The sequence below is a fragment of the Variovorax sp. KK3 genome (assembly GCF_001984055.1).
Classification (GTDB): domain Bacteria; phylum Pseudomonadota; class Gammaproteobacteria; order Burkholderiales; family Burkholderiaceae_C; genus Variovorax.
Genome location: NZ_LYVO01000007.1, coordinates 42,369 through 54,062 on the forward strand (window position 1 = coordinate 42,369; position 11,694 = coordinate 54,062).

The following is an 11,694-nucleotide window of genomic DNA, read 5'->3' on the forward strand; positions in this document are numbered from 1 at the left end:
ACCGAAGCGCCCGATGCATGTTCCACATCGGCCGCTGTGCAACGTACATCGTCGACCTCGTACGCCATCGAGAAAGAGCCCATGAACCTGCGCCAGATCGAAGTGTTCCGCGCCGTCATGCAGGCCGGCTCCATCACCGGCGCGGCCGAGTTGCTGCACGTGTCGCAGCCGGGCATCAGCCGGATGCTGTCGCACGTGGAACTGCAGATGGGGCTTCGGCTGTTCGAGCGCCGCAAGGGCCGGCTGCTCGCGACGCCCGAGGCGCAGGCGCTGTATGCCGAGGTCGAACAGGTCTACCGCGGCGTGTCGCGCATCGACGAGTGTGCGCAGGCGTTGAAGGCCGGCAGCCTGTTGACGCTGCGCGTGCTCGCGAGTCCGAGCACCGGGCTGGAGATGGTGCCGCGCGCGATCGCGGCGCTGACGCAGGAGCATCCGTCGGCCCGGCTGTCGTTGGAAGTGGTGTCGGCGCGCGAGATGGCGCAGCGGCTGCTGGCGCGCGAAGCCGATGTCGCGATCAGCACGCTGCGCATCGACGAGGCGCCGCTCGGGTCGCGCGCCATCGGCCAATGGACGCTGGCCTGCGTGTTCCCGCAGGCGCATGCGTTCTCGAAGCGGCGCACGCTCGCCCCGCGCGACGTGCTGAAGGAGCGGCTGATCGCCTTCAGTGCCGACACGCCGCAGGGCCGGATCATGGCCGACTGGCGCAGGCAGCTGAAGCTGGCGCCCGAGGCACCCATCGAAGTGCGTGCCGGCCAGACGGCCTGCGCGCTGGCGGCCTGCGGCGCCGGCATCGCGGTGGTCGACGACCTGACCGCGCGCGGCTGCATGACGGACCGGCTGGCTTTCAGGCCGATCCAGGGTGCGCCGTCCTTCGACATCTTCGCGGTGACGCACCGCGGCGTTGCAACCTCGATGCTGGGGAAGAAGTTCGAAGCGCACGCGGAGGCGGCACTGAAGCGCCTGCGCCAGGCAAGCTAGCGCCTCAGCCCTGCACGATGCCGCCTGCGCTCAAGTGCAGCACGCGGTCGGCCCGCGCGGCTGCCGCCTCCGAATGCGTGACCAGCACGAGCGCCGACCCGTGCTCCCGGTTCTGCGCGAGCAGCAGGTCCAGCACCTTCGCGGCGGTGCCGGGGTCGAGGTTGCCGGTCGGCTCGTCGGCCAGCAGCAGCGAAGGCTTGTGCACCAGCGCGCGGGCGATGGCCACGCGCTGCAGCTGGCCACCGCTGAGCTGTTGCGGCAGGCGCGCGCCCAGTCCCGCGAGGCCGACCGCGTCGAGCATGTGCGTCACGCGGGCCGCGTCGGGCTGCTGCAAGAGCATCAGTGGCAGCGCGATGTTCTGCGCGACGTCGAGGTGCGGCAGCACGTGGAAGGCCTGGAACACGAAGCCGACGTGCTTGCGGCGCCAGAGCGCGCGCGCTTCGTCGCCGAGCGTGCCGATGTCGGTGCCGTCATGCGTGATGCGGCCGGCGTCCCAGGTGTCGAGGCCGGCCATGCAGTTGAGCAACGTGGACTTGCCCACGCCCGATTCGCCGACGATGGCGACGAACTCGCCCGGCGCGACCGTCAGCGAGACGTTCTCGAACACGGCCGACTCGCCGTAGTGCTTGGCCAAGCCTTCGACCGTCAGCGTCATGCGATGCCACCCACGTGCTCGACGATGCGCGCGACCGCGTCCGGCGCCTCGGCCGGCACTAAGCGACGCGTCGGCATGCTGCGCAGCCAGGTGATCTGCCGCTTGGCCAACTGGCGGGTGGCGGCGATGCCGCGTTCGCGCAGCTCCGGCAGCGGCCAGGCGCCGTCGAGCGCTTCCCAGGCCTGGCGGTAGCCGACGCTGCGCATCGAGGGCAGGTCGGGGTCGAGGTCGCCGCGCGCACGCAACGCCATCACCTCATCGAGGAAGCCAGCGGCCAGCATGGCGTCGAAGCGCGCGGCGATGCGCTCGTGCAGCCAGGCGCGCTCGGTGGGTTCGAGCGAGAAGAGGGCGATCGGCGGCAGGCCGGCGCCGCCCGGCTCGCGCGCCGCTGCGGCATGAAAGCTCGACAGCGGCCGGCCGCTCGTCAGCCATACCTCCAGCGCGCGCTGGATGCGCTGGCTGTCGTTGGGCGCCAAGCGCGCGGCGGTGACGGCATCGACCGCGGCCAGGCGTGCATGCATGGCCGGCCAGCCCTCGGCCGCGGATTCGGCTTCGATGCGCCGGCGCACCTCGGGGTCGGCGGCCGGCATGGCGTCGATGCCATCGGCCAGGGCCTTGAAATAAAGCATGGTGCCGCCCACCAGCAGCGGCAGCCGGCCGCGTGCGCGAATCTCTGCGAGGAGGCGCCTCGCATCGGCGACGAAGGCGGCCGCGCTGTAGGGCTCGCGCGGGTCGCGGATGTCGATCAGGTGATGCGGCACCTCGGCCTGCTCGGCGGCGCTGGGCTTGGCGGTGCCGATGTCCATGCCGCGGTAGACCAGGGCCGAATCGACGCTGACGATTTCCACCGGGCGGCTGCGCGCGATGGCGAGCGCCGCGGCGGTCTTGCCCGAGGCCGTGGGCCCGGCGAGCGCGACGTAGCCGCCCTCAGTGCCCATGCGGATCGCCGAGGCGGCGCACCAGGGTCCAGGCGACGAGCGCGATGCACACGCTCCAGAACCACATGCCCAGGGCCAGCGGCAGCGTGGTGCCGTCCATGCGTGTGCCCAGCCAGGCACCGATGCCGAAGGCGGCCAGCATCATCAGGAAGCCGTTGAGGGCCGATGCGGCACCGGCCGCCTGCGGAAACGGGCCGACCGCGCCGGTCTGGCCGCAGGGCTGGTGCACGCCGTGCGCCAGCATGATCAGCGTGAGCGGCGCGACGATGGCCCAGGTGGCCTGGATGCCGGCCAGCGCCAGCAGGCCCATGACGGTCCCGCCGGCCAGCGTCAGCCCCGCGGCGCGTGCGATGCTGCCGCGCACCCCGAAGCGAGGCAGCCATCGCCGGCACATGAAGGTGCCGGCGATGTAGGACAGCGAACTCCACAGCATGACCAGGCCGTACTGGGTCCTGCTCAGCCCCAGCACCTGAATGAACACGAAGGACGAACTCGCGAGAAAGGTGAAGAGCACGCCGTAGGCGCAGGTGGTGAGCGCGGAGAAGGCGAGGAAGGTGGGGTGGCGCAGCACGCGCGACCAGGTCGCCAGCAGCGTGCCGGGGCGCAGCGCGTCGGGATTGCGGCGGGCCAGCGATTCGTCGAAGCGCATCGCGACCAGGCCCAGCGTGGCGGCGCCGAACAGCGCCGGCATCGCCAGGGCGACGCGCCAGCCGAACAGGTCTGCCAGCACCCCACCCACCGGCGCGCACAGGCAGGCGATGACGCCGAGCCCGGTGAGGGCACGCGACATCACGCGTGCGCCGTCCGCCGGCTGGTACAGGTCGCGCACGATGGCGCGCGCGGCCATCACCGCCGCGCCCATGGCGGCGCCCTGCAGGGTACGCCAGACGATCAATAGCTCGATCGAACCGGCGACCACACCGCCGATGCTGGCGAGCACGTAGGCGGCCAGCCCCCACAGCAGCACGGGCCGGCGGCCGAAGCGGTCCGAGAGGGGCCCCAGCACCAACTGAGCGCAGCCGAACGCCAGCAGCAGCGCGGTCAGGGTGAGCTGGGCATGGCCCATGTGCGCGCCCAACTCGGCGGTCAGCGCGGGCAGGGCGGGCAGGTAGAGATCGGTGGTGACGGGCTGGATGCCCAGCAGCAGGGCCAGCACCAGCACCACCAGGGCGGGCGACGTCTGCGGATGGGACGCCGGGTTGGCGGGGGCAGCGGGCGCTGCGATGGGCGGCATGCGCCCGAGGGTAACAAATGCGAAAGCCCCGGCCGCGGGGGCCGGCGCGAAGCCCCTGGTCAGATCTTGTGGGGCAGCGCCGCCGCGGCGGCGTCTTGCAGCTTGTCGGCTGCCGCCGGCTGCGCCGCAGGCACGGCGAGCGGCGCCGGCGTGCCTTCATGGGCCGCCAGCATGTTCGGCTGCTTCATGCGGAACAGCTGCGCCAGTGCCGAACGGTACTGCGCCTCGCCGATCGAGCCGGTGCTGTGGTGCGAGCCGCCCTCGACCAACACGAACTGCTTGGGCACGGTGGCCGCCTCGTACAGCTTGCGCCCGAGCGTCGGGTTGATCAGGCTGTCGGCCGAGCCGTGCACGACCAGCAGCGGCGCGCCGATGTTCTTGACCTTGGTGATGGCCTCGAAGCGCTGGGTGATCAGAGGGCCGAAGGGCAGCCAGCCCCACTTGAAGCTGCTGACCACGTCGGCGATGGAGGTGAAGGTGCTCTCGACGATGGTGCCGCTCTCGTCGTTGACCTGGGACGCCAGGTCGATGCCGATGGCGCCGCCCAGCGAGTGGCCGAAGATGTACCGGTGCTGCTTGGGATGGCGCGCGGCCAGCCAGATCCAGGCGGCGCGTGCGTCCTCGCGGGCCGAGTCTTCGGAGGGCAGCGCCTTGCTGCTCTTGCCGAAGCCCCGGTAGTCGATCGCCAGCACCGAGAAGCCCAGCTCGTGCATGCGCCGCATGCGCGGGGCCGAGCCGGCCACGTTGTAGCGGGCACCGTGCAGGTACAGCAGAACGGGAGTGTCGACGGATTCGGGCGGGCCGCCCAGCCACAGGCCGTGCAGGCGGGCCGGCTGCCCGGTGACGTTGGAATTGAAGTCGATCCAGACATGCTCCATGCCCTCGGTCTGGGCTTCGGAGTTGCCCCAGCTTCGGTCGCTGGGCTGGAATATCCATTCGCGCTGCCGTTCGTCGAGGGTGGAACAGCCCCCGGCCAGCAATGCGACCAGGGCGGTGGTGGAGGCGAACAGGGTCCAGGACTTCATCACAGGGCGGAATGACAGGCGTTTGGGTGGAAAGTTCAACCGAAAGACTGCATGCAACGCCCGTGCCGGGCCGCCCGCCGACGAGTGGAAACCCTTATGTAGCGTCCAAGTTGCGACAAATGTGCCGAAATGCCACCAGAGTCGGACGCGGCGGCTGCCAGCCACCGAGCGGTCAGCGCCCGCGCATGAACAGGCTGTCGAGCTCGCGCACCGAGAGCTGGCGCCAGGTCGGACGGCCGTGGTTGCACTGATCCGAGCGCTCGGTGGCCTCCATCTGGCGCAGCAGGGCGTTCATCTCGTCGACTGTCAACCGGCGATTGGCACGCACCGCGCCGTGGCAGGCCATGGTGGACAGCAGCTCGTTCTGGGCACGCTGCACCACGGTGCTGGCATCGTGCTGGGCCAGCTCGGCCAGCACGCTGCGGGCGAGTTCGACCGGGTCGCCGTCGGCCAGCGTGCTGGGCACCGCGCGCACCGCCAGCGTGCGCGGCGAAAAGGGCGTGATCTCCAGGCCCAGCGACGGCAGCACCGACGCGCAGGCCTCGGCGGTCGCGACCTCCTGCGGCGTGGCCGCGAAGGTGGCTGGGATCAGCAGCGGCTGGCTCGCGATGGCCGCGCCGTCGAGCTGGACCTTGAGGCGCTCGTAGACGATGCGTTCGTGGGCCGCGTGCATGTCGACGATCACCAGGCCCTGGTTGTTCTCGGCCAGGATGTAGATGCCCTGCAACTGGGCCAGGGCGCGGCCGAGGGGCCAGGCCTCGTCCGCATCGGCAGGGCGGGAGGCCGCGCCCGGCTGGGCGAAAGCGACGGCCGGCATGGCGTTCTGCCCCCCGGACGGGATGGCCGGCGCGGCGTCGTCGCGCCGGGCGGTCGGCCACATCGCCGCGGCATCGCCCAGACCGCGTTCGGCGGCGAAATGCATGGCCGGTTGCGTCCAGGTCGGCATGACCGGGCGCGGCTTGAAGAAGGGTTCGGCCGGCGGCGCGGCCGCATCGCCCGCACGCGGCGCGGCCAGCGCGTTCTCGATGGCGTGGCGCACCGCCTGGTGCACCTCGCGGCCGTCGCGAAAACGCACCTCGATCTTGGTCGGATGCACGTTGACGTCGACGCGTGCCGGGTCGATGTCGAGGTACAGCGCATAGACCGGCTGGCGCTGGCCGTGCAGCACGTCTTCGTAGGCGCTGCGCACGGCGTGGGCCAGCACCTTGTCGCGCACGAAGCGGCCGTTGACGTAGAAGAACTGCTGGTCGGCCCGTGAACGCGCGGCGTCGGGAATGCCCGCTCGCCCCGACACGTGCACCGGGCCCGCCGCGTGCTCGACCGCCACGCTGTGGGTGACGAAGTCGTCGCCCAGCGTGTCGGCGAGGCGCGGGGCGCGCCCTTCGGCGCCGCGCCACTGCTCGACCAGCCGGCCGTCGTGCCAGACCGCGAAGCCGACCTCGGGCCGCGCGAGCGCGTGGCGGCGCACGGCCTCGATGCAGTGCGCGAGCTCGGTCGCGTCGGTCTTCAAGAACTTGCGGCGGGCCGGCGTGGCGAAGAACAGCTCGCGCACTTCGACGGTGGTGCCGGTGGCGCGCGCCACCGGTCGCAGTTCGCCGGTGCGGCCGTCGAGCGCGAAGGCGTGCTCGGCACCGGCCGCGCGCGACTGCAGGCTCAGTTCGGCGATCGCATTGATCGCGGCCAGCGCCTCGCCGCGAAAGCCCATGGTGCCGACGGTCTCGAGTTCGCCGAGGCTGGCGATCTTGCTGGTCGCATGGCGGCGCAGCGCCAGCGGCAGCTCGTCGCGCGGCAGGCCCTGCCCGTCGTCCTCGACCGAGATCAGGCGCACGCCGCCGGCCGCGAGCCGCACGGTGACCTGCCGGGCACCGGCGTCGAGTGCGTTGTCGAGCAGCTCGCGCACCACCGAGGCCGGGCGCTCCACCACCTCGCCGGCAGCGATCTGGCTGATGAGTTCGTCTGGGAGTTCGCGGATGGGGCGGCGCGTGGCCACAGGGGAGACGGATGGGTCAGAAGCAGTGGGGAGGGCGCTCACCCGGCGATTCTAGAAGGGCATCGCGGAAGCTGCGGCGCGCCGCCACGGATAATGCGCGCCCATGGAAATCATCAGCTTCTTGCTCGACTTCATCCTGCACGTCGACAAACACCTGGAGACCTTCGTCATCACCTATGGGCCCTGGGTGTATGCGCTGTTGTTTCTCATCGTCTTCGTCGAAACCGGGCTGGTCGTCATGCCCTTCCTGCCCGGCGATTCGCTGATGTTCATCGTGGGCGCGCTGTGCGGCGCGGGCCTCATGAGCTACGGCATCGCGGTGCCGGTGCTCATCGCCGCGGCCATCCTGGGTGACCAGTGCAACTACAGCATCGGGCGTTACTTCGGCCCCAAGGTGTTCCAGTGGGAAAGCTCGCGCTTCTTCAACAAGAAGGCTTTCAACCAGGCGCACGAGTTCTACGAGCGCTACGGTGGCATCACCATCGTGCTGGCGCGCTTCATGCCTTTCATCCGCACCTTCGCGCCCTTCGTGGCAGGCGTGGCCGAGATGACGCGGGGCAAGTTCACCATGTACAACGTCGGCGGCGGCCTGTTGTGGGTGCTGAGCCTGTGCACGGCCGGCTACCTGTTCGGCAACATGCCCTTCGTGAAGGAGCACCTGGACAAGATCATCTGGGCGTTGATCATCGTGCCGGGGCTGATCGCCATCTTCGGCGCCTGGCGCGCAGGCCGCACGCCGTCGTCGGCGCGCTGAACGCGAAAGGGCGTGCCCTGGAGGACACGCCCTTCGTCGTCTAGCGGAAGCCGACTCAATAGTTCGGGCCGTTGTACGGGTAGTAGCTGTTTCGCTGGCGGTCGTAGTTGCGCTCGTCGGCGCGACGACCCACCTGGTTACCGATCAAGCCGCCGATGGCGGCGCCGCCCACCGTGCTGGCCGTGTTGCCGCCGATGGCGTTACCGATCACGGCGCCGCCAACCGCGCCGCCTGCCGTACCCCATTGCTCGCCAGGCCCCGATGCGCAACCGGCCAGGGTCATCACGGCGGTCGCTGCGCCGGCTGCAATCCAAAGACGTGTCTTCATGTTGTCCACCTTTCGGATGAGTAATGACTTCATTGTGGAAAGCCGGCGCGAAAAGCATGTAGGAGCCCACCGCAGCCCGATGCCCGAAGTCGCGCGCTTCCCATGTGCAACAAGAAGCAACGCACAGGCGGTCGATGGCCGACCCGCTGTCAGCGTTGTCAGCGCTGTGTCGCGGTGACCGGAATGCCGCGCAGCTGGCCCGCCGAGCGCGAGGACGCAGGGCGCGGAAAGGCCTGCGGGTCGAAACGGTGCAGCAGCTCTGCCTCTCGCACGCGCGCAAGTGCCACGTTCGCCAGCTTCACGTGACCGAAGCCGCGCATCTGCTGCGGCAGCAGCGCGATCTCGGTCGCGACCTTGAGTCGCTCGCGGCTCAGCGTGGGCAGAAGCGATTCGATGCGCCGCTGGTAGTCCTCGATCAGCTTGCGTTCCATGCGACGTTCTTCGGTGCGACCGAATACGTCGAACACGGTGCCACGCACGCGTCGGCCGTGGGCCAGCAGTTTCAGCAGACCCATCATCCAGCCGCCGAAGCGCAGCTTGCGTGGCGCCTCGCCCGGGCGCGCGCGGGCGAGGCCGGGCGGCGCCATGTAGAACTCGAGCTGCGGCTCGCCTTCGAACTGCTGCCGAAGCGAGTGAAGGAATTCGCCATCGGTGTATAGCCGCGCGACCTCGTACTCGTCTTTGTAGGCCATCAGCTTGAGCAGGCCCTGCGCGACGGCGCGCGTGAAGGGAAGCTCGGGGTCGGCTCGCAAGGCGGCCTCTCGCTCCCGCACCGCGCCGACGGTGTCGGCATAGCGTCGTGCGTAGGCCTCGTTCTGGTAGCCCCGCAAGTGCGCCTGCGCACGCTCGATCGTTTCGTCGACGGATTCGGCAGGGGCCGGCTCCGCCGCATCGGCTTCGCGCAGCAGCACGGCCGCGGCGTCCTGGTCGCCTGCGGCCAGGCGGCCCAGTGAAAAAGCGAGCTTGTTGTTGTCCACCGCCACGCCGTTGAGCTCGATGGCGCGCAGCATCGCTTCCAGCCCCACCGGCACCAGTCCGCGCTGCCAGGCGTAGCCCAGCGCAAGGATGTTGGAGGCGATCGAATCGCCCAGGAAGGCCTCGGCCAGCGATTGCGCGTCGAGCGTTTCGATCCGTTCGTCGCCCGCGGCGAAGCGCAGCTTCTGCAGCAGCATCGGCACCTTCAGGCTCGCGTCGGGGTTGTGCAGGCTCTCGGCCACCGGTGTCTCGTGCGTGTTGGCCAGGATGCGGGTGCGGCCGCGGCGCACCGTGGCCAGCGCATCGGCCGAGGCGCCCACCACCAGGTCGCAGGCCAGCAGTGCATCGGCCTGCTGCGTGTCGATGCGCACCTGATTCAGCCGCTCGGGCACGTCGGCCAGGCGCACGAAGCTCAGCACCGAGCCACCCTTCTGCGCGAAGCCCATGAAGTCGAGCACGCTTGCGCTGCGGCCTTCCAGGTGCGCCGCCATCGCGACCAGCGCGCCGACGGTCACGACACCGGTGCCGCCCACGCCGGTGACGAGCAGGTCGTACGGGCCGGTCCAGGTGTGCGCCGCAGGCCGTGGCAGGCCCTCGACGCGTCGAAGAAAGCTGTCGGCGCTGCCGGCCAGGGCACCTGCCTTCTTGCGCAGCTTGCCGTCCAGTACGCCCACGAAGCTGGGGCAGAAGCCCTTGGCGCAGGAATAGTCCTTGTTGCAGTTGCTCTGGTCGATCTTGCGCTTGCGGCCCAGCGGCGTTTCGTGCGGCAGCACGGCGACGCAGTTGCTCTGCACCGAGCAGTCGCCGCAGCCTTCGCAGACGCGCTCGTTGATGAACACGCGCCGGGCCGGGTCGACCAGTTCGCCCTTCTTGCGGCGGCGGCGCTTCTCGGCGGCGCAGGTCTGCTCGTAGATCAGCACGGTGACGCCGGGCATCTCGCGCAGCCGGCGCTGCACCGCGTCGAGTTCGGCCCGGTCGTGGAACTCGGTGCCTTCGGGAAAGAGCTGCCGCATGCCGTGGTATTTGCCGATGTCGTCGGACAGCACCACCACCTGCTTCACGCCCTCGGCCTCGACCTGGCGTGCGATGCGGTCGACGCTGATGATGCCGTCGACCGGCTGGCCGCCGGTCATCGCCACCGCGTCGTTGAAGAGGATCTTGTAGGTGAGCGTGGCCCGCGCCGCGACGGCCTGTCGGATGGCCAGGTAGCCCGAGTGGTAGTACGTGCCGTCGCCGAGGTTCTGGAAAACGTGCGGCACGCGCGTGAACATCGCGTGCGACACCCAGTCCACGCCTTCGCCGCCCATCTGGATCAGGCCCTCGGTGTCGCGGTCCATCCAGCTGGCCATGAAGTGGCAGCCGATGCCGGCCTGGGCACGCGAGCCTTCGGGCACGCGCGTGCTCGTGTTGTGCGGGCAGCCGGCGCAAAAGTAGGGCAGGCGCTTCACGCTGTCGCCGGCGTTCGACAGCAGTTCGGGCGGCGTGAAGTCGCGCACCAGGTGCCGGCGGTCGAGGTCCGGAAAATGCACGGCCAGCCAGCAGGCCACGACCTCGATCAGGCGCGAGGGGCGCAGCTCGCCGAGGGCGCTGACCAGCGGCCTGCCGTGCTCGTCCTGCTTGCCCACGATGGTGGGGCGCGCGGCATCGTTGTAGAACATCGTGCGCAACTGGTCTTCGACCACCGGGCCCTTTTCTTCGATGACCAGCAGTTCCTTCAGGCCCTGCACGAAGGCGCGCATGCGCGTCGGCTCGATGGGGTAGGTCAGGCCCAGCTTGTAGATGCGCACGCCGTGGCGGGCCAGTGCCTGCGTCGAGATGTCCAGCCGCCGCAGCACCTCCATGAAGTCGTAGTGCGCCTTGCCGGCAGTCACGATGCCAACCACCGCGTCGTCGCTCTCGACGATGTGGCGGTCGATGCTGTTGACGCGCGCGAAGGCGCGCACCGCGTCGAGCTTGGCGTGCAGGCGCTGCTCGATCTTGAGCGAGGGCAGGTCGGGCCAGCGGTAGTGCAGGCCGTCCTCGGGCGGTGAATGGCCGGTGATGCGCCGCACGGTGTCGGCGTCCTGCCATGCCGCCGCGCGCGCGTTGACGCGGTCGAGGTCGACCGTCGATGCGCTCTCGACCACTTCCGACAGCGCGGTGAAGCCCACCCAGTTGCCCGAGAAGCGCGACAGCGCCCAGCCGTAGAGCCCGAACTCGAGGTATTCGCCCACGCTGCCCGGCGAGACCACCGGCGCATGCCACGACTGGAAGGCCTGGTCGCTCTGGTGCGGCATCGAAGAAGACACGCAGCCGTGGTCGTCGCCGGCCACCATCAGCACGCCGCCGTGCGGCGAAGCACCGTAGGCATTGCCGTGCTTGAGCGCGTCGCCGGCGCGGTCGACGCCCGGCCCCTTGCCGTACCACATCGAGAACACGCCGGCGCAGGTGCGCTCAGGGTCGGCTTCGACGCGCTGGGTGCCCAGCACCGCGGTGGCGCCCAGTTCCTCGTTGATCGCGGGCAGGAAGCGGATGCCGCTTTCGTCGAGCTTCTTGCCGGCTTTCCACACGGCCAGGTCGACCATGCCGAGCGGCGAGCCGCGGTAGCCGCTCATGAAGCCGCGCGTGTCGAGCCCGGCGGCCGCATCGCGCTGGCGCTGCATCAGCATGAGCCGCACGAGCGCCTGCGTGCCGGTCAGGAAGATGCAGCCGCCGGTGGCCCACAGGCTGTCGCTCAGGCGGTAGTCGGAACGCGCCAGAGGCGCGGGCGCAGTGGTTTCTGCCATCAGTTTGGATTCCTCGGGGGACGTGCCCACACTAACGCCAGATGATGACGAA

The 11,694-nt window shown here is 70.0% G+C and carries 9 protein-coding genes; 2 read left to right on the forward strand and 7 right to left on the reverse strand.

Annotated features, from left to right (window positions below):
* Positions 1-81: 81 nt before the first annotated feature.
* Positions 82-978, forward strand: coding sequence for a LysR substrate-binding domain-containing protein (locus tag B0W80_RS05340; protein ID WP_076998073.1), 897 nt, complete (start codon positions 82-84; stop codon positions 976-978).
* A 4-nt stretch (positions 979-982) separates the two neighbouring features.
* On the opposite strand, the gene B0W80_RS05345 is transcribed toward B0W80_RS05340, so the two are convergent.
* From B0W80_RS05345 to mutL, 5 genes are all read right to left on the reverse strand, one after another.
* Positions 983-1,633, reverse strand: coding sequence for an ABC transporter ATP-binding protein (locus B0W80_RS05345; RefSeq protein WP_076998074.1), 651 nt, complete (start codon positions 1,631-1,633; stop codon positions 983-985).
* Positions 1,630-2,571 carry a tRNA (adenosine(37)-N6)-dimethylallyltransferase MiaA gene (miaA, locus tag B0W80_RS05350; RefSeq protein ID WP_076998075.1) on the reverse strand — a complete coding sequence of 314 codons (942 nt, stop codon included), beginning with the start codon at positions 2,569-2,571 and terminating at the stop codon, positions 1,630-1,632. Before miaA ends, B0W80_RS05345 begins: the two co-directional genes overlap by 4 nt.
* Complete coding sequence (locus tag B0W80_RS05355; protein WP_179106838.1) at positions 2,561-3,805, reverse strand: multidrug effflux MFS transporter; 1,245 nt, start codon at positions 3,803-3,805, stop codon at positions 2,561-2,563. The genes miaA and B0W80_RS05355 overlap by 11 nt, the downstream gene beginning before the upstream one ends.
* A gap of 59 nt (positions 3,806-3,864) precedes the next feature.
* Positions 3,865-4,830 carry an alpha/beta hydrolase gene (locus B0W80_RS05360; RefSeq protein WP_076998076.1) on the reverse strand — a complete coding sequence of 322 codons (966 nt, stop codon included), beginning with the start codon at positions 4,828-4,830 and terminating at the stop codon, positions 3,865-3,867.
* 172 nt (positions 4,831-5,002) lie between these two features.
* A complete protein-coding gene (gene mutL / locus B0W80_RS05365; RefSeq protein WP_076998077.1) occupies positions 5,003-6,862 on the reverse strand; it encodes a DNA mismatch repair endonuclease MutL in 1,860 nt (619 codons plus the stop codon).
* A gap of 61 nt (positions 6,863-6,923) precedes the next feature.
* On the opposite strand from mutL, the gene B0W80_RS05370 reads away from it, so the two are divergent.
* Complete coding sequence (locus B0W80_RS05370; RefSeq protein ID WP_076998078.1) at positions 6,924-7,574, forward strand: DedA family protein; 651 nt, start codon at positions 6,924-6,926, stop codon at positions 7,572-7,574.
* Positions 7,575-7,629: 55 nt separating this feature from the next.
* On the opposite strand, the gene B0W80_RS05375 is transcribed toward B0W80_RS05370, so the two are convergent.
* Both B0W80_RS05375 and B0W80_RS05380 read right to left on the reverse strand, forming a co-directional pair.
* The gene (locus B0W80_RS05375; RefSeq protein WP_076998079.1) at positions 7,630-7,902 is read right to left on the reverse strand and encodes a glycine zipper domain-containing protein; all 273 of its coding nucleotides are present in this window, start codon (positions 7,900-7,902) and stop codon (positions 7,630-7,632) included.
* Between the two features lie 158 nt (positions 7,903-8,060).
* Positions 8,061-11,642, reverse strand: coding sequence for an indolepyruvate ferredoxin oxidoreductase family protein (locus B0W80_RS05380; protein WP_076998080.1), 3,582 nt, complete (start codon positions 11,640-11,642; stop codon positions 8,061-8,063).
* Positions 11,643-11,694 lie beyond the last annotated feature (52 nt).

Bases quoted from the DNA above. Each gene is read 5' to 3' on its own strand.
- B0W80_RS05340 (WP_076998073.1), top strand. From the start codon at position 82: ATGAACCTGCGCCAGATCGAAGTGTTCCGCGCCGTCATGCAGGCCGGC.
- B0W80_RS05345 (WP_076998074.1), bottom strand. From the start codon at position 1,633: ATGACGCTGACGGTCGAAGGCTTGGCCAAGCACTACGGCGAGTCGGCC.
- miaA (WP_076998075.1), bottom strand. From the start codon at position 2,571: ATGGGCACTGAGGGCGGCTACGTCGCGCTCGCCGGGCCCACGGCCTCG.
- B0W80_RS05355 (WP_179106838.1), bottom strand. From the start codon at position 3,805: ATGCCGCCCATCGCAGCGCCCGCTGCCCCCGCCAACCCGGCGTCCCAT.
- B0W80_RS05360 (WP_076998076.1), bottom strand. From the start codon at position 4,830: ATGAAGTCCTGGACCCTGTTCGCCTCCACCACCGCCCTGGTCGCATTG.
- B0W80_RS05370 (WP_076998078.1), top strand. From the start codon at position 6,924: ATGGAAATCATCAGCTTCTTGCTCGACTTCATCCTGCACGTCGACAAA.
- B0W80_RS05375 (WP_076998079.1), bottom strand. From the start codon at position 7,902: ATGAAGACACGTCTTTGGATTGCAGCCGGCGCAGCGACCGCCGTGATG.
- B0W80_RS05380 (WP_076998080.1), bottom strand. From the start codon at position 11,642: ATGGCAGAAACCACTGCGCCCGCGCCTCTGGCGCGTTCCGACTACCGC.